Annotated in this window: 17 protein-coding genes and 1 rRNA gene; 10 read left to right on the top strand and 8 right to left on the bottom strand. The window is 44.5% G+C overall.

Annotated features, from left to right (window positions below):
• Nucleotides 1-9: 9 nt before the first annotated feature.
• Together ppk1 and JO154_RS16135 are read right to left on the bottom strand one after the other, a co-directional pair.
• The gene (gene ppk1, locus JO154_RS16140) at nucleotides 10-1,989 is read right to left on the bottom strand and encodes a polyphosphate kinase 1 (RefSeq protein ID WP_291947361.1); all 1,980 of its coding nucleotides are present in this window, start codon (nucleotides 1,987-1,989) and stop codon (nucleotides 10-12) included.
• A 6-nt stretch (nucleotides 1,990-1,995) separates the two neighbouring features.
• Nucleotides 1,996-3,243, bottom strand: a complete 1,248-nt coding sequence (locus JO154_RS16135) for a Pycsar system effector family protein (protein WP_291947359.1) — start codon at nucleotides 3,241-3,243, stop codon at nucleotides 1,996-1,998.
• 71 nt (nucleotides 3,244-3,314) lie between these two features.
• Between JO154_RS16135 and JO154_RS16130 the strand changes: the two genes are divergently transcribed.
• Both JO154_RS16130 and JO154_RS16125 read left to right on the top strand, forming a co-directional pair.
• Nucleotides 3,315-4,166: an SdiA-regulated domain-containing protein gene (locus JO154_RS16130; RefSeq protein WP_291947357.1), complete on the top strand. Its 852-nt coding sequence runs from the start codon at nucleotides 3,315-3,317 to the stop codon at nucleotides 4,164-4,166.
• Nucleotides 4,163-7,810 (top strand): BamA/TamA family outer membrane protein, encoded by a 3,648-nt coding sequence (locus JO154_RS16125; protein ID WP_291947355.1) that lies wholly within the window; start codon nucleotides 4,163-4,165, stop codon nucleotides 7,808-7,810. Before JO154_RS16130 ends, JO154_RS16125 begins: the two co-directional genes overlap by 4 nt.
• On the opposite strand, the gene JO154_RS16120 is transcribed toward JO154_RS16125, so the two are convergent.
• From JO154_RS16120 to JO154_RS16100, 5 genes are all read right to left on the bottom strand, one after another.
• Entirely contained in the window at nucleotides 7,793-10,141 is a 2,349-nt protein-coding gene (locus tag JO154_RS16120) for a GAF domain-containing protein (RefSeq protein ID WP_291947353.1), read from the bottom strand. The two genes, JO154_RS16125 and JO154_RS16120, sit on opposite strands and share 18 nt — an antisense overlap.
• A 170-nt stretch (nucleotides 10,142-10,311) precedes the next feature.
• Nucleotides 10,312-11,535: a diaminopimelate decarboxylase gene (lysA, locus tag JO154_RS16115; protein ID WP_291947351.1), complete on the bottom strand. Its 1,224-nt coding sequence runs from the start codon at nucleotides 11,533-11,535 to the stop codon at nucleotides 10,312-10,314.
• 109 nt (nucleotides 11,536-11,644) lie between these two features.
• Nucleotides 11,645-12,037, bottom strand: a complete 393-nt coding sequence (locus JO154_RS16110) for an RNA-binding S4 domain-containing protein (RefSeq protein WP_291947349.1) — start codon at nucleotides 12,035-12,037, stop codon at nucleotides 11,645-11,647.
• 78 nt (nucleotides 12,038-12,115) lie between these two features.
• Complete coding sequence (locus JO154_RS16105) at nucleotides 12,116-13,486, bottom strand: dipeptidase (RefSeq protein ID WP_291947347.1); 1,371 nt, start codon at nucleotides 13,484-13,486, stop codon at nucleotides 12,116-12,118.
• Between the two features lie 72 nt (nucleotides 13,487-13,558).
• Nucleotides 13,559-14,023 carry a response regulator gene (locus tag JO154_RS16100; RefSeq protein WP_291947345.1) on the bottom strand — a complete coding sequence of 155 codons (465 nt, stop codon included), beginning with the start codon at nucleotides 14,021-14,023 and terminating at the stop codon, nucleotides 13,559-13,561.
• Between the two features lie 436 nt (nucleotides 14,024-14,459).
• Between JO154_RS16100 and JO154_RS16095 the strand changes: the two genes are divergently transcribed.
• The 4 genes from JO154_RS16095 (at nucleotide 14,460) to JO154_RS16080 (ending at nucleotide 17,287) form a co-directional block, all read left to right on the top strand.
• Nucleotides 14,460-14,993, top strand: a complete 534-nt coding sequence (locus JO154_RS16095; RefSeq protein ID WP_366935595.1) for a LemA family protein — start codon at nucleotides 14,460-14,462, stop codon at nucleotides 14,991-14,993.
• Between the two features lie 76 nt (nucleotides 14,994-15,069).
• Nucleotides 15,070-15,525 (top strand): TPM domain-containing protein, encoded by a 456-nt coding sequence (locus tag JO154_RS16090; protein ID WP_291947341.1) that lies wholly within the window; start codon nucleotides 15,070-15,072, stop codon nucleotides 15,523-15,525.
• Nucleotides 15,526-15,563: 38 nt separating this feature from the next.
• Entirely contained in the window at nucleotides 15,564-16,343 is a 780-nt protein-coding gene (locus JO154_RS16085) for a TPM domain-containing protein (RefSeq protein WP_291947339.1), read from the top strand.
• 26 nt (nucleotides 16,344-16,369) lie between these two features.
• Nucleotides 16,370-17,287, top strand: a complete 918-nt coding sequence (locus JO154_RS16080; RefSeq protein WP_291947337.1) for a hypothetical protein — start codon at nucleotides 16,370-16,372, stop codon at nucleotides 17,285-17,287.
• Between the two features lie 101 nt (nucleotides 17,288-17,388).
• Here the strand turns inward: JO154_RS16080 and JO154_RS16075 are convergent, their stop codons facing one another.
• Nucleotides 17,389-19,935 (bottom strand): M1 family metallopeptidase, encoded by a 2,547-nt coding sequence (locus JO154_RS16075; protein WP_291947335.1) that lies wholly within the window; start codon nucleotides 19,933-19,935, stop codon nucleotides 17,389-17,391.
• A 128-nt stretch (nucleotides 19,936-20,063) separates the two neighbouring features.
• Between JO154_RS16075 and JO154_RS16070 the strand changes: the two genes are divergently transcribed.
• The 4 genes from JO154_RS16070 to JO154_RS16055 form a co-directional block, all read left to right on the top strand.
• The gene (locus tag JO154_RS16070) at nucleotides 20,064-20,561 is read left to right on the top strand and encodes a biotin/lipoyl-containing protein (RefSeq protein WP_291947333.1); all 498 of its coding nucleotides are present in this window, start codon (nucleotides 20,064-20,066) and stop codon (nucleotides 20,559-20,561) included.
• Between the two features lie 73 nt (nucleotides 20,562-20,634).
• Complete coding sequence (locus JO154_RS16065) at nucleotides 20,635-22,200, top strand: DUF4476 domain-containing protein (RefSeq protein ID WP_291947331.1); 1,566 nt, start codon at nucleotides 20,635-20,637, stop codon at nucleotides 22,198-22,200.
• A gap of 81 nt (nucleotides 22,201-22,281) precedes the next feature.
• Nucleotides 22,282-23,043, top strand: a complete 762-nt coding sequence (gene truA, locus JO154_RS16060; protein ID WP_291947329.1) for a tRNA pseudouridine(38-40) synthase TruA — start codon at nucleotides 22,282-22,284, stop codon at nucleotides 23,041-23,043.
• Nucleotides 23,044-23,595: 552 nt separating this feature from the next.
• Nucleotides 23,596-23,659: ribosomal RNA gene (locus tag JO154_RS16055) — 16S ribosomal RNA — on the top strand; the annotation flags it as partial.

Here is a 23,659-nt window from a genome sequence, read left to right as displayed (position 1 = left end):
TCTTGTAATTTACTGTATTTTCTGAATATACTGGGTGATGGCTGCCTGAGCATTGGTAGGATCAGCCAATTGGAGTCCGACGATATCTTTCAACTGTTGCTGAATAACAGGGTCATATATCGGCACACAAACTTCTATACGTCTGTGGAGATTCCTGTTCATCCAGTCTGCGGAGCCCATGTATACCTCTTCCTTGCCTTCATTATGGAAAATGAATACCCTGGCGTGTTCCAGGTACCTATCCACGATTCTTACCACACGGATATTATCGTTCGGCACGAGGCAACAAATACTTCTCACGATCAGGTATATCTGAATACCGGCTTCGCTGGCTTCATACAGTTTGGCGATCATGGTTTTCTCTTGTAGGTTATTCAGTTTGATGGTGATCTTGGCTGGTTTGCCGGCTTGGGCATTTTGGATTTCCCGGTCTATCAATGCCAGGAAACGGTCCATCATATTGAATTGCGCTATCAGCAAGTGTTGGAACTGCAAGAAGTCGTAGTTCACTGGCTGTTCCCGGCTTTGCAGGTATAAAAATAGCAATTCCATTTCCCTGGTGATACCAGAATGGGAGGTAAAGAGTACATGGTCCCCATAGAACCGCGCGGTGGATTCATTAAAATTCCCAGTGGCAATAAGCCCGGAATAATCATGGTAATATCCCCGCTTACGCTTCACCAGCGCCGTTTTAGCATGTACTTTCATCCCTGGGATACTATATACGATTTTTACTCCTGCTTCCTTCATGCGTTTGGCCCAACGGATGTTATTAGCTTCATCGAAGCGGGCTTTCAGCTCTACGAACACCGTCACCTGTTTTCCATTTTTGGCGGCCGTGATAAGCGCCTGCGCTATCTGCGAGCCGGACGCAATGCGGTACAGGGTGATGTATATCTCCTGTACATCCTTGTCTATCGCAGCTTCATTAAAGAAGCGCAGGATGTATTCATATCGTTGATAGGGGATATGCACCACCAGATCTTTTTGTTGGATCAGATCCAGGATATGGTCTGTGGCGGCGGCATCTGCAATGGGTACTGGCGTATACCCCGGATAAAGTGCGTTTGGTATGGCCACTGGCATGGGAAGGTCTGCCAGATCTTTCAGGTTATGATATCTGCCTCCGGCTACCATTTCCTCTTCACTGAGATGAAAACGGGTGGCCAGCAGGTAGCGTAATGCCATTGGCATAGCCGCATCATAGAGGAACCTGGTAGGAACGCCTAGTTCCCGTTTGCGGATCCCTGTTTCTACTTCTTCGAGGATATCCCCTTTGAATTCATCCATATCCATTTCGGCATTGCGGGTCAGTTTGAAACTGTAGCTGCCGTTGATAGTATATCCTGGGAAGATGTAATCCAGGTGATACCGGATAATATCGTCTAAGACTACGATTTGTGCCAGGCCGTTTTCGGCTGGCAACTGTCGGAAGCGAGGTAGGGAAGCAGGAATATTCAATAACACATACTCCTGGTTATCTGGCTGCTCCCTCGATGAAAGGGAAACGGCCAGGTAAAGGGCGTTGTTCTCTGGAAAGTAAGGTTTGTCGAAATCCTTTAGCCATACGGGTTGCATCCAGGTGAGCACCGTAGAGAGCAAGTACTCACGGGTAAGACTATGCTGGGCCGCAGTAAAGGGCTCATTGTAACATAGATGGATACCCTGTTCTCGTAGGGCTGGTAGTATTTCCTTCGCGAGTATCTGGCCATAGTGCTGTTGCTGACGGTTAACTTCCGTCAGTACTTGGCGTAACGTATCCGGACTCACCGTTTCATCGCCACCAGCAAAAGGCTCTTTGCCCAGCAGTTTATTGACAGCCAGGATAGCTGGCATTCTCACCCTGAAAAACTCATCCAGATTGGAAGAGTATATAGATAGAAATTTGATTCTTTCGTATAGGGGTACCTGTTGGTCTTGTGCCATAGTCAGTACCCGATAGTTGAACGACAGCCAGCTCAGATCCCTGTTAAACAAAGGAATGGTCATGTGTGCTTATGCTTTTACTGGGAAGAAGATAGCAGCCACTATGAATGCTAGTACGGATGCAATCAGTCCGAACATAAACACATTATAGGAGATGCGGAGCAGCCGGTATTTTTGGCCCAGCACCACGCCCAGGGAATATACATCCTTGGTCATGCTGCCATATAGGAAATCAGCGTCATTCATCATCTGCTTCATTCCCCATTCATATTCGTCTAGTTTCATTCTGTAAAAATTCCCAAAGAACAAGAGATTCGCGTCTTTGCGGGCAATATCCTCTTTGGTAAAAGTACCGCTGGTGACATTGGGCCTGGTAGCCAGTACTGCGAAGATCACAGTAGTCACCGAGGTAAAGATGAACATCAGCGAAGGAATAATGAAATTGGGATAATCTTCCAATCGGCCTAGCAGCACGGACAACATAATAGACAAAATAATGGAATTCACTGAAATCATAATATGTGCCTTGCTATCGGCCATAGAACTGAGGCGGATATGGTTCGTAGAAGTAATGCGGAACATCGTCTCCACACCTCTTTCTGGCTTATTGGCTTTCTTCCCTTTATCTTTCTTTTTGCCAGTGGCCAACAGATGCACACCATCGGTGGGGGCAGTTGGCGCTACAGTGCTTTCGTTATTTTCTGTCTGAGCGGTGAGCCTTTTATCCAGCTTTTTCTGCATTTGTAGGATGTTCTCTTCCTTCTGTTGTTTGAGTCTAGTTTGTGCATAGTCGGTCCAGTAGTGATGTTCCGTGAGAAAACGGATATTGCTCTGTAACCATGCTATTCTGTCTATCTCTTTCTGGGTCACCATTTCTATTTCCTGGCGCAGCAATTTGCTTCTATCCGCATATTCTTTTGTGCCAAGGTGAAACAGATCGGCATCGCAAACTATTTGTTCAATAAGCGTTTTGGGAGATTGTGGCATCTTGGTAGCGAGGATACAACCTTTTACCATTTGCTGCAATGTTTCGGGAGCCCCTTGTTCTTGTAGGAAACTAACCGCAGCAGCGGCGCCGGTTTCTTCGTGTACCTTCCCTTCTCCCAACAGATAGCCTTCGTCATGGAACCAGGCAGCCACATATACAGCCGTCAGCTCATCATCCTGTAACCGGTAATGGGCGGCAATTTGGCCAGCGGCATCTACTACGCTTTGCGTATGGGTTAAATTATGGTAAACAAGTGCCGGTTGCGGAATTTCCCTGTACTTGGCTAGCACATAATCCCTGGCTGCATCTATGAGGGCTGAATTTTGCATATTCGAAGATGATTAAATCCAATCTGAAGTTACTGTATTTTTGAGTTAAATTTAAGGTATAAAGTATCGCTATGGATGTACGTATCGGGATGTTTTTCCTGTTTTTTTTAATATCCTGCAATTATTTCCCCGACAGAACACAGAAGACCTATTCTTCCCCGGAAGGCTACGACCTGAGTTCGCCCGTTCGGTATCGGGTGCGTGAATCCATGCAGGAAATTTCCGGTATTGCCCTATTTCCCGATGAACACCGTATCATGGCCATCAACGATGAAGAAGGAAAGATTTATGAGATAGATGTCAATGCTACCAAGCCTTACCCCAATTGGAAATTTGCCAAGAATGGGGATTATGAAGACATCTGCCATTCGGACAGCGGTTGGTTTGTGTTGAAAAGCAGTGGGAGTCTGTATCACGTACCATCCCTCGATACGGATTCTGTCAAAGCCACGCACTATAAGTTCGAGAAAGAAGGGAAAACCGAATTTGAAACCGCTTACTTCGACAAGAACAGGCATAGCATTATCATCATTTGTAAGAATTGTGAGGATGATAAAAAGGCAGGCGTCACGAGTGCCTATCGGTTTAGCCTGGATAGTATGGCTTTCGACTATACGCCTGTTTTTAAGTTCAGTGCCACAGAAATCGCTGCCCTGGCAGGAAATGACATGCGTTTTTTCAAGCCTAGTGCTGCCGCGATTCACCCGTTGGAGAAAAGATTGTATATCGTGGCTTCTGTCAACCAACTGTTAGTCATCACAGACCTAGACGGTCATGTACAGGAAGCGCATAATTTAAAGCACCGATTATTTCGTCAACCAGAAGGCATTTCATTTGCCGCCAATGGTGATATGTATATTTCCAATGAAGGTGGTTACGATGGCGTAGCCAATATTCTCAAATTTACCTATAAGAAAAAATGAGCACAAGATATCTGTTGACCATATTATTGTTACTACCATTTACACTGCTGGCACAATCAGGAGAGGTAAAACAACGCATCATCCTCATCGGCGATGCAGGAGAGCTACATGAGAATGGCCGTAATCCTGTCATCGATGCCGTACGCGCGAAATTCGATATGCAGGATAAACGGAATACCGTTCTCTTCCTGGGAGATAACGTATATCCGCTAGGGTTACCCGACTCTCTGTCTAAAAGATATCCAGCCGCCAAACAAATCCTGGACTATCAGATCAACCTGGTACGCGGTACCAATGCCCGTGGATTCATCATTCCAGGTAACCACGACTGGGAAAAAAGTAAACCAGACGGTTGGGAAACTATCCGCAATCAACAACAGTATGTGGATTCCTTGCACCTAGCTAATGTTACCTTTTTTCCAAAGGACGGCTGTCCGGGTCCGGAAGAAGTGAAGCTCTCCCAAGATGTTACTCTCATTATCATGGACAGTGAATGGTGGCTGTTTCCCTACGAGAAGCCGGGCATAGAATCCGACTGTGAGTGCAAAACAAAAGATGAAGTACTGGTGAAGATCTCAGAGATAGTAGCCAAAAATCGTAATAAACTCATCATCTTCGCTACTCACCATCCTTTCCGCAGCTATGGTATCCATGGAGGGTATTATACGATCAAGCAGCATATCTTCCCACTGACAGATATGAAACCATGGATGTATGTACCATTACCGATTATTGGTTCCATCTATCCTTTGACCAGAGGGGTTTTCGGCACACCTGAAGACCTCCCTAATCCACTGTACAAAGATATGGTGAAAGGAGTGGAAGCCGCTACCAAACAGCATGGTCCGGTGATCTTCGTATCTGGTCATGATCATACCCTTCAATTGATTAAAGACGCTGGTAACAGCTACATTGTGAGTGGTAGTGGGGCTAAAAATAACCGGGTGAAAGAGGGAAGTAAATCCAGTTTTGCTACCAGCGAGAACGGTTTCAGCGTATTGGAACTGATGGCAGATAGTACAGTGCGGGTGCAATATTTCCTGGCCGATAATCTGAATACGCCTGCCTTTACAGATAACTTATTACGCTTTTCTGAATTCAAAGAGAAAGGCCTGACCTTCCAACAACCAGACACCCTACCTAAGACAATCAGTTTTGCGCCGGATCCACAATATAATAATGTAGGGAAGTTTCATCGTTGGCTGCTGGGGAATAACTACCGCCAGGTATGGGCTACGCCATTGAATTTCCCGGTGATAGACTTACGTACTGCCAATGGAGGATTAACCATTTTGCAGAGAGGTGGTGGTATGCAGACACGCTCCCTCCGCGTGGCCGATAGCTCTGGTACGGAGTATACCATGCGCTCCCTGAAGAAATACCCATTGGCGGCCATTCCTCCTTTACTCAGAGAAACGATTGCCCGCGAAGTAGTACAAGACCAAATTTCGGCTTCCAATCCCTATGCAACACTGTCTGTAGCTGTACTAGCGGAAGCTGCAAAAGTGCCACATACGCACCCCACATTCGTCTATCTGCCTAAAGACACCATGTTGGGCATATACGCTAATGACTTCGGTGGAGATGTATACTTGTTTGAGGAAAGAGAGCCAGAAACCGGCGATAAAGATAAATCCTATAATACCCTGAAAGTACTGGACAAAACGCAAGGCGATAATGACTATGTAGTAGACCAGAAAGCAGTGCTGCGCGCGAGAATTCTGGATACTTACATCACCGATTATGATCGTCATGACGACCAGTGGAGATGGTATCGCGAAAAGCATAAAGGAGTAGAATATTACTATCCTGTGCCTCGCGACCGTGATCAGGCTTTCTTCGTGAATGAAGGATTTTTGCCGCGCCTTGTAGCGATGCCTTCCTTTATGCCACAGTTCTATGGCTTCCGTCCTACAGGGCCATGGCGTAATGGCTGGAACTTCTCTACCCGTTACTTCGATCGCACTTTCCTCATTGAACCAGACGAAGCAGAATGGAGAAAACAAACGAAGAAGTTTGTTGCCCGCATGACAGACAGCGTGCTCGAAGCATCTGTGAATGCTTTACCCGATACGATTCGTCATCTGGTGAATCCATACATGTTGAACACGCTGAAAGCCCGCAGAGCAGTCATGGAAGATGTGATGTTGAAATATTATCGCTTCTTGTCTAAAGTGGTATATGTTCCGGCTACCGCAAAAAATGAGCTGATCCAGTTGGATAAACAGGAAAACGGAGCGGTGGCGCTGAATATCTATAAGATTAGTAAGAAAGGAGACGTACGACAAAATATCTTCAGCAGAACCTTTGATCCTAGAGTGACGAAGGAACTAAATGTCTACGGACTGGGAGGAAAGGACCAATGGGTAATTAATGGCAATTATTCCACACCTATACGTATTCGCTTGATTGGTGGCCCGGATGCTGATACCTACACGGATAGCTCTACTGCATCTGGAGGCAAACGTATACGGATATACGATCAACGAAGCGGCAATGATACCTTCAACGTAAAGGGACACGCGTCTCTCAAACTATCTGACGACCCAGAAAACATCGCTTACAAACGCAACTATTATAAATACGATAAGTTCATGCCTATGCTGGCAGTAGGTTTCAACAAAGATGATGGTATCCTGCTGGGCTTGGGTGCGCAATACCTTAAACAAGGCTGGAGAAAAGAACCTTTTGCTTCTCGGCAGATCTTTGCTGCTACACATTCGCTGGCCACTCGGGCATGGAACTTCAGGTATATTGGAGAGTTTACAGATGTGATCGGGAAAACTGATATCGAAACACATGTTACTGCCAAAGCACCAAACAATACCATCAACTTCTTTGGCTACGGTAACGAAAGCATTTATGATAAATCCAAACCAGGCAAAATCAGCTATTACAGGGCCCGGTTTGCATTATACAGTGCCGACTTGCTCCTGAAATCCAATCTGGGTAATAAGTTCACGTTGGCTTATGGTCCGGCTGCTTCATTCTATTCCTTTGAGAAAAATGAGAATGGTGGCCGCTTTATCACAGACTTCACCAAGAATGGCCTCGACTCAGCCAGCATTACCCATAACAAAGGCTATGCAGGTGGAAAGATCGTAGCCCAACTGGATACAAGAAATAATAAACTGATTGCCACTAGAGGCGTACTGTGGACAACCACTTTCACAGGTTACGGTGGATTAAATAACTACAGCAACAACATCGCCACTTTGCAAACGGATATGAGTATCTATCTCAGTTTTAATAATCCGGATCGTTTTGTATTGGTGAGTCGATTTGGTGGAGGAAAGGTATGGGGTAACTTTGATTACTTCCAGGCATATACAGTAGGAGGTATTCAGAACCTGCGTGGATACAGGAATTACCGTTTTGCAGGCGAGGCAGGAGTATATAATAATACGGAAGTGCGTTTGAAACTCTTCGATGTTAAGACGTATCTCCTGCCTGCCAGCGTTGGTATGTTGTTATTCAATGATGTTGGCCGTGTATGGGCTTCCGGTGAAAAGTCGCATGTATGGCATGATGGCTATGGCGGCGGTTTTTACTTATCGCCAGTAAATGCCCTCATTGTGACAGCGGTCTTGGGGCATTCCAATGAAGGTACCCTGCCGTACTTCTCATTAGGCTTTAAATTCTGACGGCAGTTCCTCTAAATTTACTTTCACACGAAGAGCTTTGAGGCCGCTAACGCCTTGAAGCTCTTCTAGGTCCAGCATTTCCAGCTCTGGCATCAGAATATTTTTGCTTTGCAGGAAGGATATATATTTCTTGTATTCTTCCATCTCCCGCAGGTTGGAATATACAATCGCAATCATTCCTGGTTGGGTCAGTCTTTCCCCGGTATCTTTTACATGTACTTTATCGATCCGTTTTTTGATGATCTCATAACGGATATTATAGGCCCCTTCTACATCAAATCTTCGTTCATCATTACGGAAACTGATAGTGATGGGAGAAGTATGCATCAAGATCATTTGCGTTGTTTGCAGCGGAATTTTCATTTTAGGCTGCATTTTATGCGTAAGCCTGGCAATGTTAGCCATTGATGAAAGCTGCCACAGTCGGAGATTACGGAGGTATAGCTGATCGAATTTCTTTTCCTGCGCAATGGACTGCCCTATATAAATCGTGTATTCCACACCGTCAGTGCGGTATTTTTCGAAATAGCAAGGGAACGATTCCTGGATATAAGTCCTTTCTTTTTCCAAGTAATGATTGATAGCAGTATTCACCTGCGCCAAACTTTCCTCGTATTCTCTCCGGTGATGATAAACATGTCCTTCTTTTTCATCCACGCGGGAATAGTAGCTTTCTAACACTGGTCTTAATTCCTCGTTGTTATTGCAGAGGTGTTCAAGTACTGGTTGTACTTCCTGATCGATGAACTCATTTATTTTGGCATCTTCGCCTGCCGTGAGGCTATGGTGGAGGTTTTCGAGGATGTCTCTGGTTTTGAACTGTAATTCTTCCAGGAGGTTCAGTTTAATCTCCTTCGAAATAACGGTTAAGGTTTCATCCACGAGTTGCAGTTGTTCTTGCAAGTCTTCGCGAATGGCATTGCCTTGTTCCACGGAGGAATTTCGTATATCCACCGCGCCATAGAGCGGATACACTTCTTCAAAGCTAATATTGCTGATATCTTTCCGTTCTGCTTCTGGTGTCAGCAGGTATTTCCAGGCCGCATCAATGAATTTCCATTCTACTGAAGGTTGTAACGCCGTGAATTGTTCTTTGATGACCGCATTAATGCGACTCTCCAGTATACTGATACTGCGGTTCAGCATGAGTACCAATAGTGGATATATGCTTTGCAGTTGCCAGAGAGGTCTTTCTGAGAGGGCGTTTGGTCGTGAAGATGCCAGTTCCAGTACGCCCAGTACTTCGTTTTTATACCTGATAGGAAAGAGTACGAAGCTTCTGATTTTCTTAATTACTAGATATTTCAGAAAAGGATATCGGGAGACACTATCTTCTGTTACCTCAGGAATAATTAGTGGCTCCGGGTGGTCGTACATAAATTCCACCATCTGAGAGAACAGCAGTTGTTCCTGTTTTTTATTGCCTATTCCCAGCACTGGATCTACGGGCGTGAATTGCTCCTCCAGTACATGCTTGTTGTTCACCTTTGGAAAAGGTACGATGTGAGCAGTAATATCAAAGATGCCGAGAATCGCTGGGATCATTCTTTCCACAGTACGGTAGCTATCAATTTCATTAGCGTTGTTCATATTCATGACCAGGCTCTTGATGGTGTTGACAGCTTCACCTTGTGTTACGTCTTCGATGGTCCAGATGGCAAACCCTTCCAGCGCGAAATTGTCCAATGGCAGGAGGGATTCCAGTGCCTCCAGTGGCATTTGACGAGTGCAAAAATGGTTATAGTCCAGCGCTGGTAGGTCCCCTTTCACCCGCACATCTACGAAACGGGCGTCCACATTCACTTTCACTTGTCTTTTTACGCCGTCCGGAGTATGTATGGTGTGGATAATGTCATTCTGGTAACCGATAGGGAAATGATAATGTCGGTCCAGGATGAGTTTATATAACCATACTCTCTTGTCTTTCTTCACTTGGGACAGACTGATACCCTGTGGAACCGTCGACAGTTGACCATTATCCGCCGCAAAAATATGGCGGAACATGTCTGAATAATAGAAGATAGAGAACTTGAAAGGCACGCTGATGCCGTAAATATCTTTTTTGTTATCTACTGTAACGGGGAAAATAGCAGCTATCAGCAGATCCAGGTAATCGCGGTACGGGTCCAGACTAACACCTTCCGGGAGGGGCTGTAGTAATTCCGGCTTTGCCGCAAATTTATCCAGGATATACTGGTAGAAAATGGTGCGGCCATCTTGCTCACGGTCCACTTTCTCTTTCAGAAAACGAAGGAAAGGGGCAAACGATATATTTGACTGAATGATGTTTTCGTCAGTAAAAAGATCCTGGTGTGCAGTTAAAACTTCCATACATATTCAAATTATGAATCATATCATGATTCAATCATACTAAAGCTAGTAAAATAACAGTTGAAAACAGTGAAGGTTATAGCAGGGGACAATAATGAAGACGAACAGGGTAGGGGAATATTGTATAAAAATAGCGCAGGCAGAAAATATTTTCTGCCTGCGACGATATTTTAAGCTAATTCAATTTGGTTTTTGAGGAGATCTTCCAGCACATCTCTTCTGCGGATCAGTTGGGGTTTACCATCTTTCACCAGTACTTCCGCTGGTTTCAAGCGGGAGTTGAAGTTAGAAGACATTTCAAAACCATAGGCGCCGGCGTTATAGAATACCAGGAAGTCGCCTTCTCTTACCTCGTTGATCTTTCTGTCCCATCCGAAGGTATCGGTTTCGCAGATATTACCTACTACGGTATAGATTCTTTCGGTGCCTTTAGGATTGGAGATATTCCGTATCAGGTGGAAGGCATCGTAGAACATAGGGCGGATCAGGTGGTTGAAACCGGAGTTCACCCCTACGAAAACGGTAGCAGTAGTCTGTTTAATCACATTTGCTTTCACCACGAAGTAACCGCATTGGCTTACCAGGAATTTTCCTGGTTCGAACCAGAGTTGCAGTGGACGTTCGTTTTTGGTGCAGAATTTATTGAACGCTTCGGTCAATTTCTTGCCGAGTAAATCGATGTCAGTTTCTGGATCTCCAAGTTGGTAGGCCACTTTAAAACCGCTGCCCAGATCGATGGACTGCAGGTCAGGGAAGTTGGCTGCCATTTCGAACATGATTTCCACACCACGGAGGAAAACATCTACGTCCTTGATTTCAGAGCCGGTATGCATATGAAGACCGGTTACTTTCAGTTTAGTAGATTTTACAATACGTTCGATATGACGCATCTGGTGGATGGAGATACCGAATTTGCTATCTACGTGGCCGGTAGAGATTTTGAAGTTACCGCCAGCCATGATATGTGGATTCAGGCGGATGCTGATAGGGTAGCTATCGCCGAATTGATTACCGAATTGCTCCAGGATGGAGATATTATCGATATTGATAATTACGCCCAGGTCTTTGGCTGCAATGATTTCTTGTAGGTCAACGCAGTTAGGGGTAAAGATGATGTTCTTCGGATCGAAGCCAGCTTTCAGTCCAAGTTGTACTTCCTGAATAGAAACAGTATCCAGACCGCACCCCAGGGAGTTGATATACTTCAGGATATTGATATTGGTCAGTGCCTTGCAAGCGTAGAAGAAACGGGTGTCAGACTTATGGAAAGCCTTCTGCAGCTTCTCATATTGCGTTTTGATTTTTTCCGCATGGTAGATGTATACCGGAGTACCAAATTCTTCTGCAATTTTCACCAGGAAATCGGTGGCAAGAACGTCACTTTGTTTAGACATTTGATCCTTAGATTTATTAATTAGTTGGCAAAATTACTACGCAAAAGCGAGAAATTATATTTTTCTCAGCAATACTGCCAGGATAAGGGCAGAAAGGGATATCCAGGGCTTATTCCTCTGGTCCCATGAAGTCATCCAGGCTACGGCGGTCCTTCTTCGTCGGACGTCCGATTTTAGTCTGGCGCTTACCCGTCTGGAATACGCTAGGAATAAAGGCAGGTGCCAGTTTATCCTCATCTGGGGTGTTATCCACATAGTATTTCACCGCCTCGGTATATGCCACACGATTGGCAATCAGGCCTACTACCTCAATCACCCATTTGCGCGCTTCTGTTTTTACTTCAAATTTATCGCCGATGGCAACTGGTTTGGCTGCCTTTACGGTATTGCCGTTTAATTTTACTTTGCCGCCATCGCAGGCATCTGACGCCTGGCTGCGGGTTTTAAACACTCTGATGGCCCACAGGTATTTATCTACCCGTATTTTTTCATTTGTACTCATAGTGTGAATTTAAAAAAGTTGGTCCGATCTGCCAGGAGGCGGATCGGACCAATATCATCTAATTGCCTCTGGAGGCGCTTATTTGCTTAATTCCGCAAAGTATTTGTGGAAGTAAGGAATTGTTTCGATCCCTTTGTAGTAGTTCGCCAGGCCGTACTTCTCGTTAGGAGAGTGCAGGTTATCACTGTCCAGACCAAAGCCCATCAATACTGTTTTCAGCCCCAGAACAGATTCGAACAGCGCTACGATAGGAATACTACCGCCACCGCGAACAGGAATAGGTTCTTTGCCGAAAGTAGCGTTGATAGCTTGTTGTGCTGCCTTGAAAGCTACGGAGTCAGTAGGCGTAACGTATGCGCTACCACCATGATGTTTGTTAACCTTTACGGTTACGGATTTAGGAGCAATCGCTTCAAAATGTTTGGTAAACAGATCAGAGATCTCGTGCCAATCCTGATCAGGCACCAGGCGCATAGAGATTTTCGCAAATGCTTTAGAAGGCAACACCGTTTTGGCGCCTTCGCCGGTATATCCGCTCCACATACCATTTACTTCCAGGGTAGGACGAATACCAGTTCTTTCGATAGTGGTATAGCCTTTTTCACCCCAAACGTCATTGATACCCAGATCTTTCTTGTACTCTTCCTCGCTGAAAGGAGCCGCGTTGAGGGCCGTTCTTTCTTCGGAGGTGAGTTCCTGTACGCGATCGTAGAAGCCAGGGATAGTGATGTGGTTATTTTCATCATGAAGACTAGCGATCATTTTCGCCAGGATAGTAGCCGGGTTGGCAACTGCGCCACCATATACGCCACTGTGCAGGTCGCGATTAGGGCCGGTTACTTCTACTTCCATGTATGCCAGTCCGCGAAGGCCGGTATCAATAGAAGGCTCTTCGAGGCTGATCATAGAAGTATCGGAGATCAGTACCACATCCGCTTTCAGGCGTTCTTTGTTTTCTTTCAGGAAGATGCCCAGGTTAGAGGATCCCACTTCTTCTTCCCCTTCAATCATAAACTTGATATTGCAAGGGATAGAATTGGTTTTATTCATGGTTTCAAATGCCTTCACGTGCATATAGAACTGACCTTTATCGTCAGCGCTACCACGGGCATAGATATTACCGTCTTTAATAACTGGTTCGAACGGACCGCTGTGCCACAGTTCCAGTGGATCAGCAGGTTGTACGTCGTAGTGGCCGTAAACAAGAACGGTAGGAAGAGAAGGATCTATGATTTTTTCACCATATACGATAGGATGTCCTGCGGTCGGGCATACTTCTACATTATCAGCACCAGCTTCGATAAGGCGTTGTTTCACTTCTTCAGCACAACGCTGGGTATCGTTATTATAGCGGGAATCAGCACTCACGGAAGGAATGCGCAACAGTGCCAGCAATTCATCCAGGAAACGATCTTTGTTCTGTGCCTGGTAGTCTTTCCAAACTTGCATGATGGAGGAAATTAAGTTTCACAAAGGCTGCAAGTTAAGGATTTTGGCTACATGACCGACAAAGGCCAGATTTTAGGAAATCAATTTCTGTCTTACCAGGAACTCCAGTTTTTCGTTGACATCCAGGAGTTTGGCGGTTAATTCCTTGTTTTCCTTTCGGAGAGAATAGACCTCAAATGCTTTATCAATGTTGTGTTTGAGCTCTTCTTCATTCCAAGGTTTGGAGAAGTACTTGTATACCTGACCTTTATTGATAGCATCTACCACCGCATTAATATCGGCGTAGCCAGTCAGTAGCATGCGAATTGGCTCGGGGTAACGTTCTAGTATTGACTCAAAGAATTCAATACCAGTCATTTTGGGCATTCGCTGGTCTGAAATGATGATATGGAATTCATGTTCTTGCAGCAGCTTTTCTGCTTCTTCAGCAGAGGCAGCAGTGAATACATTATACAGCCTCCTGAAAGAAGCTTTGAAAGCATTCAAATTATGAACCTCATCATCAATATAGAGTATGTGAATGTGTTGCGCACTCATTTAAGAAGACTTACGAAAGTTATTAATAATAAATGAGTTAGAAACAATGAAACTTAAAAAACGATTTAGTAATCTATTCTGCCCCATTCAACCATTGGCGGTTTAACAGCTAAAATACGAGTACACCGCAGTGTAAAGGTACGTATAAACATAATGTATTAGAGCGAATTTTTCAACCAATGGATGAACTTTTTTTAAAATTTATCGTTTCCGTTTGCATGAGTCTTTTAGGAACTTTCTTTACCTTCATCGGGGTAGAAGCTCAATCAGGTGTTTTGCCGATTTTTTAATTGCTTTTACCGGAGATAACAACTGCTTACACCGGACTCAGGCAAAACAGGAACAAGTTTTGTACATATTTCGGAACCTAAACATTTAAATTCAAACTCAGATGAGAACAGGTATTATTGCATTAATTGTGGTAGCGCTTTTATTTATGTTCGGTTGTAACAAATACAACGGCATGGTGAAAGTTGATGAAAGTGTGAAAAACAAATGGGGTGCTGTTCAAAGTGCTTATCAGCGCCGCGCCGACCTCATTCCTAACTTGGTTTCCACAGTACAAGGTGCTGCCAACTTCGAAAAAACCACCCTCACCCAGGTAATGGAAGCACGCGCCAGTGCTACACAGATTAAAGTGGATGTCAACGATCTGTCTCCTGAAAAAATACAACAGTATCAGGCTGCACAAGGTCAGTTATCCCAGGCCCTCGGCCGTCTGCTGGCAGTATCTGAAGCATATCCAGACCTGAAAGCCAATCAGAACTTCCGCGATCTGCAAGTACAATTAGAAGGTACTGAAAACAGAATCAACGTAGCTCGTAACGACTTTAACGATGCGGTAAATGGCTACAACAGTACTATCCGTACTTTCCCGAATAACATTGTTGCCGGATTTACCGGATTCAAAGCCAAAGGGTACTTTACTGCTGATGCAGCCGCTCAAGAAGCTCCTAAAGTGAAATTCTAATACTAGCTCACCTTTTTATTGAGGCAATCCCCGCTTAATCGGCGGGGATGATCTCTCCGATTTAAATCCTTCATCAATGCGGATTTTCCCATTTAAACGAAAAGAAATTTTTTCTGAGTCGGAGAAGAATAGACTTGTGCAGGCGATCCGTGGGGCAGAAAGACTTACCTCCGGAGAAATCAGATTATTTGTTGAAAGTCATTGCAAATATGTAGACCCCATGGACAGAGCCAGAGAGGCTTTCCTCTCGCTCGGCATGGAGAAAACAAAACAACGCAATGGCGTTTTGGTATATGTGGCCATCAAAGACAAGCAGTTTGCCATCCTGGGAGATCAAGGCATTCATGATAAAGTAGGAGACGATTTCTGGGTAAAGGAAGCACATCTCCTCCTCAAACATTTCCGTGATGCACATGTCATCGAAGGCATTGAAGAATGTATCCGCGAAATTGGAGAATCCCTCCGTACACATTTCCCTCATGAAGCTGACGATACTAACGAACTACCGGATGATATCGTCTTCGGCAGATAGATAGGCCACACTTTATAAAACGTTTTTAGCTGTATACAATGAGGATATTACGTTGGTTTTTACCGATACTGTTTCTACTGACGGGATTGCTGGCAAAGGCACAGAATATCCCGCCAAGGCCTAATCCTCCCACACTGGTAAATGACTTTGCTGGCGTATTGCTGAAAGATGAAGACGAAGCATTGGAACGTAAACTCGTCGCTTATAACGACAGTACCTCCACTCAAATCGCTGTCGTTATCATCAAATCAGTAGGCGATTATGATATCAGCCAGGTTTCCCTGAAAATACTGAGAGACTGGGGAATTGGGTCAAAAGGAAAGAACAATGGAGTCCTGATTCTTGTTGCTGTTAATGACAGAAAGATCAGGATAGAAACTGGATATGGAGCAGAAGGCCCTCTTCCTGATGCATTAGCAAACCAGATTATCAGGAATGATATCCAACCGGCATTCCGGGAAGGCCATTACTATCAGGGCTTAGACGATGCTACTTCCAGCGTTATCAAAGCTATGGCGGGGGAATACAAAGCCGATCCTAGGAAAAGTCAACCAGGAATCAGCCCCGGTGTACTGTTTATCATCATCATTATGATCGTTATCGTTATCTCTCTCTTCACCAGAGGTGGAGGTGGCGGCGGTGGCGGCTCTGGAACAACCTATAATCGCAGAGGAGGCTGGATATGGCCTGTGATCGGTGGTATGGGCGGCTTCGGCGGCGGTGGCGGCGGAGGTTGGTCCGGTGGTGGCGGAGGCGGTGGCTTCGGCGGATTCGGAGGCGGTTCCGGCGGTGGCGGTGGTGCAAGCGGAAGCTGGTAGTCTACTTAAAAAAATCAGAATTATTTATGTCATACCTGCATGTGCTGAATGGAGATGCTTCCCTTACCGCTTTCAGGCAAAGTGAAGTGCCCGGCGAACCTGTTGTATGCAGGGAATTCATCTGCGAAGGCAAAGCCAAAAATACCAAAGACCCTGAACTGTTCTTTACAAGCAGGGCCAAACACCTCGAATTCCATTACGGAATAGATCAAAAATCTTATTATACACAAGTAGTGAAGGAACTGGAGAAATTAAAACCCTCCAGTTCCTTTCCTGCTGAAATCATCCTCTGGTTCGACTATGATGTATTCTGCCAATTTAACCTCATCTTCATCATTCACCTCATCCGGCAACGGTTTAAAGACCTGCCCCTCATTTCTCTAGTAGATCTTCCTAAACATACTGAAGCCAATACCTTCAATCAACTGCTGGATTCCCGTGTCCAACTCACTCCCGGCGACCTCGAAATCGCTGACGACGCCTGGGACGCTTATTGCCTGGACACGCCTCAAGCATTGGAGTTATTTGCCAAATTCAATACCGGTCGTCTCACCCATCTCAATACCGCTATCGCAGCACAACTTCCCAGATTCCCAGATATTAACAACGGGTTGAGTATTATCCAGGAATTCTTCCTACAACGGCTGGAATTGGGTAACTACCGTTGGTATGATCTGTATAAATTATTCTGGGATTCTATGCCCATCTATGGTTTCGGAGATTTCCAGCTAGATATTATGGTGAATCGAATGATTAAAGCAGGCGTGCTGGAACAAGAGGATCAAATGCTACGTATTACTTCCCTCGGCTCAGAGATATTGGCCAATGAAGAAAATTACCTGGATTACGCATCCATGGAACATCGCTGGATAGGGGGCGTTCGTCTCAAAACCAGTCCATGGCGTTGGAGCAAGACATTACAGCGGTTAGTAGCGATCGATTAAATTTGCTCAAAGGAAAAAATAAGAAAGGGAAATGACATCGCAGACGTCATTTCCCTTTCTTATTTTTTGATATAGCCTTTTACTTGTATAGCAAACAAGAATTAGTCAGTGGTTGCACCATTCTTGATCTCTTTAGCCTTCTGGTTTAGGTACTCGGCCTGTTTGAGGAGGTCTTGCTGCTGCGTTCCAGAAGCTTTCTTTCCGGCTTCATTCTTGTTAGTAGCAATCTGCTCCATCCAGTTGGAGATATATCTGTTTACCATGGCATTTTTAAACACAACCGTCATGGCTTGAATCTGGTCTACACCTTTAATAACAGCAGGCGTATTGTTGATATTGGCCAGGAATCCGAGATATTCAAATGCGGCATTCAGTTTATCCTGCCCAGTTGTTTCGTCGAATTTATTGGCAACGAAATTCAAATCAGCTTCATTTCCTTTTTTCGCATAAATCTGGGTGATACTATTCACCAGCCCGCCTTTAGCATCCTGCTGAAGCGATTTGGCGATCGTATAAGCTTTGTCGATATCCAACTCGGCCAACGCTTCCAGAGCTGCGCCTTCTACGCCATAAGACAGGTCTTTAGTGGCAGCTTCAAAAATAGGGATATACTGTTTGTCTTTCAGTGTACCCAGTTTTCTGATGGCAGCGGCTTTGGCGAGCGCGTTTTTATCTTCTTTGGCCATTTTTACCAGGCCCGCAATGGTAGCGTTTCTTACGGATTCATTGCCTACTTTCAGCCTATCAGCAGTCAGTTGACGAAGGCCAGCAAACTTATCATTCAGGGCTGCTTGCAGGACTTTCAACGCATCCGGATTGGTGGTTTGTGCGTCCAGTGCTGCTTCAATAGCATAGCGTCTGTCCATGTACAAAGGAGCATGGGCATATTGATAAGCATAGGTACTGAAGTCTCTGTGATCATCTTTCTTCGCAAGTATTACTTTTTCCGCATCTACGTTTACGAGATCTGGTTTAGCGGCCACTTGGAAGGTGAATGAATCAATTTTGTTCTGCATGAACACGTTGTGACGTGTTTTATTGCCATTGACATAAACATCAATCGCCATTGGTAACTGCCAGGTTTTATCACCTTTTTGAATCTGTTGCAGCAATACAGTTACTTTTCCAGGAGCATATTTATAGCTGATGTCCAGTTGTGGTATACCCTGACCGAAATACCATTGGTTGAAGAACCAGTTCATATCTCTTCCCGTTACTTCTTCAAAGGCCAGGCGCAACTGATGTGCTTCCGTAGCTTTGAAAGCATTTGTTTTCAGGTAATGATTGAGCGATTTGAAGAAGGCAGAATCACCTACTGCATTGCGAAGCATATGGAGAATGCAGCCGCCTTTTTGGTAAGTAATCTGGTCGAACATATCTTCTTTATCGGCATAATGGAATCTTACGAGATCTTTATCACCGCTGTACTGCGCCATTTGCATATATTGATTGGCGTTGTCCAGTAAGTGCTCATCAGCCGCATCTTTACCGTATTTGTGTTCCAGCCAGAGATATTCACTGTAATCTGCGAATGATTCATTTACAGTCAGGTTACTCCAGGATTTAGCGGTAGCGAGATCGCCGAACCAATGGTGAAAGAGTTCGTGGGCGATAACGGTTTCGTTTTTGTTATTGTTATCAAGTAGCTCCCGGTCTGTTTTCTGCATGAACTCACCGTGCAAGGTAGCGGTCGTGTTTTCCATGGCACCGGAAACATAGTCACGGGCAGTGATCTGGGAATATTTCACCCATGGATATTCATAACCCAGGATATTGGAATAGAAAGTGAGCATTTCCGGAGTATTACCGAAAATGGCTTTCGCATATTTTTCATATGGTTTCTCCAGGTAGTAATTCACCTCCTTACCTTTCCAGGAATCTTTCACGATAGCGTAGTCGCCTACAGCCATCATAAACAGATAAGGTGCGTGCGGGAGATCCATTTTCCAGGTATCTGTACGGGTGCCATCCGCATTGTGTTTCTGGCTAACGAGTTTACCATTAGAGAGGGTCACATATTTTTTCTCTACCGTCATGCTGATTTCCTCGGTAGTTTTCTGGTTGGTTTTATCGATAGTAGGGAACCATACAGAGGAGCTTTCTGTTTCTCCTTGTGTCCAGATCTGCGTAGGCTTATTCGGTTCTGTACCATCTGGATTGATGAAGTACAAGCCTTTTGCATCAGAAATCGCTGCACTGCCTTTTACTTTCACCTCATTCGGTTTGGCGGTATAGCTGATAAAGACAGTGTATTTATCGTTGGGGGTATAAGTTTTATTTAGTTCGATAAACAACTGCATGTTGTCGTACCGGTATTTCAGGGGAACATTCTTGCCGTTTACTTCGATCGCCACTTCCTTAATATCCATGCCTTTGGCATCGAGGGTCAGGGAGTCGGTGTGGTAGAAATGTGGTTTCAGGGTAATCCATGCTTTACCATAGAGGTAACGTTTCCCGTAATCAAAGTGTACATCCAGTTTGGTATGTACCAGGTCGTTGATTTTGGTGGCAGCGGCGCGATAGATTTTTAGGGCAGAATCTTGCGGGGTTAAGGTGGTGGACTGGGCAAAGGTCGGGTTTACGGTGCCCAGACAGGCAGCTCCGCTTAGCAGCAGCCCGAATAAGGACAGCTTCAGGTGTTCGTTCATATGATTAATTTAAAATAAATATCAGCTTTACAATGAGTAAAGAATTCCAAATTTAAACAAATGGACCAAAAATGAGGTAAGTGGTTAAAAATGCTATTTTTGTTAGCGTAAGGCCTTAAAACAGAAATATGATTAAAGCAATAGTGAATGGTAAAGCTTCTTTTACCGTAAATAAGGAACAGCAGGTAACAAGTAATGACCAGCCAGTAGATTGGTCTGCTGTACAGCTCCCAAGTGGCGATTACAGCGTTTTGATGGATGGCCACAGCTACCAGGCCCAGGTTTTAAAGGTAGATAGAGAAGCAAAAACCGTATTATTGCAAATAAATCAACAGCAGTACGAAGTAACCATAGAAGAACCAATTGATCAACTGCTGGCTGCTATGGGTATCAAAGATGCCATGGCTCGCAAGGTGAATGATATCAAAGCGCCCATGCCAGGACTTGTACTGAAAGTGCTGGTAACCCCAGGGCAGGCTATTAGTAAAGGTGATCCGGTATTAATTCTGGAAGCCATGAAAATGGAGAATGTTTTCAAGGCAGTATCAGATGCCATCGTAAAAGAAGTTAAGGTCGCAGAGCGTACAGCAGTAGAAAAAGGGGAAGTGCTCATCGTACTGGAATAATATTTGTTCAGGAGAGATTTTATACCATCAATTAAGTATGCATTTTAATTACAGGACAGTAATTTCTATATGTTTGTTCCTGTTACTCAGTGCTTTTGTTAAAGTACAGGGTCAACAGAAGCAGCATTATTACGTTTATATCCAGAGTGAAAAGGGGCAACCCTTCTATGTAAAGCACAATGGGGACGTACTTAGTTCCACAGAAAGGGGCTATATCATTATTCCGAAACTAGGTAACGGAACTGTTCCGATTATCATTGGTTTCCCTGGCAATCAAGCGCCAGAGCAGCACTTTGATTTGAAAGTTGCTGCGAAAGACCAGGGCTTTCTATTAAAGAAGGCCAGTGCCAATGCGTACACATTATACAACCTGCAGTCTTTTGGGGAGTTGAAGTCTGATAACCTGCTGGCATCAGCGGGTGAAGAGAAAGCCACAGCCGTAAAAGAAGTAAAAGAAGAGGAGCAACCAGCAGCAGCGCCGGATAGTGCAAAGGAAATGTTGGGTAAAATGAAAGAAGACTTAAATAATGCTTTGGGGAATTCAGCCACCATTACAGGCGGACAGATTAAAAAATCGCCTGCGCCAAAGAACCAAGGTAATACTTTTGCTTCTGCATTGGATAAGGTAGTAGTCAGTGGAGACGACCGGGAAGATGACGTGGAAGAGGTAAAACCAGCTCCGACTACGAAACCTACGTCCGGGAAGAAAACCGCGGCAGCAGCAGCGTCATCTGAAGTTGCTCAAGGGAAAGCTGGAAAAGACAGAGGTACGCTAACCGATGATGAAAAAACATTGCTAGCATCTGTGATGGCTGATGAAAGTAAGACAGCAGCCAGTGAAGCCGCGGCAGCAGATGTAGCCAAAGCTGCGAATCAGGCGGATGGAGAAGAAGCTCCTAAGAAGTCTAAGCACGCAAAGAAAAGAGAGAACAATCCCGATTTCATAGAATTTCAGGATGATAAATCAAACGCTACTACTGCACCTGTAGCAGTGGCGCCGGTAGAAACTCCTGTGAATACAGATGAACAGCCAGCTCCTTCAAAAAAGAAACGGAAAGAGCATAATGAAGTTCGTACAGGCGAGATCGTTACTGATACTAGTGGTTATGGTGTGGCCATTTACGATGAGCCGGCATCTTCCAGAAAGAAAAAGAAAAGAGCAGCAGACGCTGATGTAGATGTTGCTGCAGCATCCGTTCCTGCGGCTGTTCCTGAAGCGAGTGTACCAGTAGAGGCTACTCCGCGGAAGAAAAAGCATAAGAACGATGAAGAAGTGGTGGCCGCTGATAATGCCACTGAACCAACTAATTCTAATACAGCCACCAGCAAACGCCTGGTAAACAGTGATTGTGGTAATATAATGGATGATGGCACTTTCCGTAAGATGTTACGCAAGTTTGTAGCCTCCAGTAGCGACGAAGGAATGTTGGATATCTTCCGTAAGCAAAGCCGGAATTACTGTATGGAAACATCCCAGATCAAAACGTTGGCACAGTTGGTAGTAGGGGAAGACGCGCGCTATCGCTTGCTAGACATGGCTTACAGCAAAACGTACGATACAGAGAAGTACGGTACGCTGGAATCAGTGCTGACAGATAATTATTACAAAGGCCGTTTCAAGGCCATGTTGCATAAATAATACAATACCAACTAGGTGGAACATATGTAGAATAAGGGGAGATTGTCTCCCCTTATTTTTTTCGTATTACCTTCGCGCCATATGAAGAGATACTTTATAGAAGTAGCATATAAGGGGGCACGCTTCAGCGGGTTCCAGGTTCAGGAAAATGCGCATACCGTACAAGCAGAAGTAGACAGGGCTTTGAGTATATTATTCCGGGATACGATTACCAGTACCGGAAGTAGCAGAACAGATGCGGGTGTAAATGCTATGCAGAACTTTCTACATTTTGATACCGCTTTGCCGCTGCATCCGCAGTTCTTATATAAGATCAATGCTATTCTGCCGGAAGACGTAGTATTAAGACAGATTTATGAAGTGCCGATGGATGCGCATAGTAGGTTTGATGCATTGGGTAGATCCTATGAGTATACTTTATATACCCACAAAGATCCGTTTATGCAGGATCGGGGGTATTTTTTCCCATATAAGTTGAATATAGATGCCTTGCAGGAAGCTGCTACCATTATAAAGGAGTATGAGGATTTCACCACCTTCTCGAAGCGTAATACGCAGGTGAGGACATTTATATGTAGAATAGAGGAGTCGTATTGGAAAGTAGATGGAGAGCGTGTAGTCTATAACGTTACTGCCAACCGTTTTCTGCGTGGAATGGTGCGAGGCCTTGTTGGTACTATGTTACGGGTGGGTAGAGGAAAGCTGACGATGGATGAATTCAGAGCGGCGATAGAGAGTAAGGATTGCACAAATGCAGATTTTGCAGTGCCTGGACATGGGTTGTTTTTGATGAAAGTGCGTTATCCGGAGGGATTATTGACACCTTTTGCTTTCGGGAGATAACATTTTTTCTATGCTGAAACGCTTTACTGATGGGCGTTTCAGTATTTCTGTCAAAAATAGTTTCAATAAAAAGTTGGTGGAATCAAAAATCCGCTTACCTTTGCGTCCCGCTTTGATAGAAAGCACAACAACAAAGTTCTTTACGACATCACATTTTCACCTTTTTCTTCTCGATAGGTATCTTTGCTATCACTTGATAGCGTTGGGTTTGAGAGGAGAGAAACAAAAAATAAAATTTGAAAATTTTTTCAAGAAAAATTTGGTGGAAATAAAAAGTTGCTTACCTTTGCACTCCCAACGCAAACGACGCGAAACGGAAAACAAAAGTTCTTGCAACATAATACTTCAAATGTACGCCAGTAGGGCACTGAGATCGGATCTCTTACATTTACGAAAGGTTAGAAATAACCGAAGTTCTTTGAAAGATTGGAAACAACAGCACGAATCAAATTAGTGATAGTTTGATTCAAATAAACACAGGTAATGTTTAAGCTAAACATAATTAAATATCCGATTGATTTCGAGAGAAATTAGTCAGGTATCAACTTCTTTACAATGGAGAGTTTGATCCTGGCTCAGGATGAACGCTAGCGGCAGGCCTAATACATGCAAGTCG

It is taken from the genome of Chitinophaga sp. (assembly GCF_019236475.1).
In the GTDB taxonomy this organism is placed as follows: domain Bacteria; phylum Bacteroidota; class Bacteroidia; order Chitinophagales; family Chitinophagaceae; genus Chitinophaga.
The sequence above is the reverse complement of the archived record's forward strand: the minus strand, read 5'-3'. Positions and strand labels throughout refer to the sequence as shown.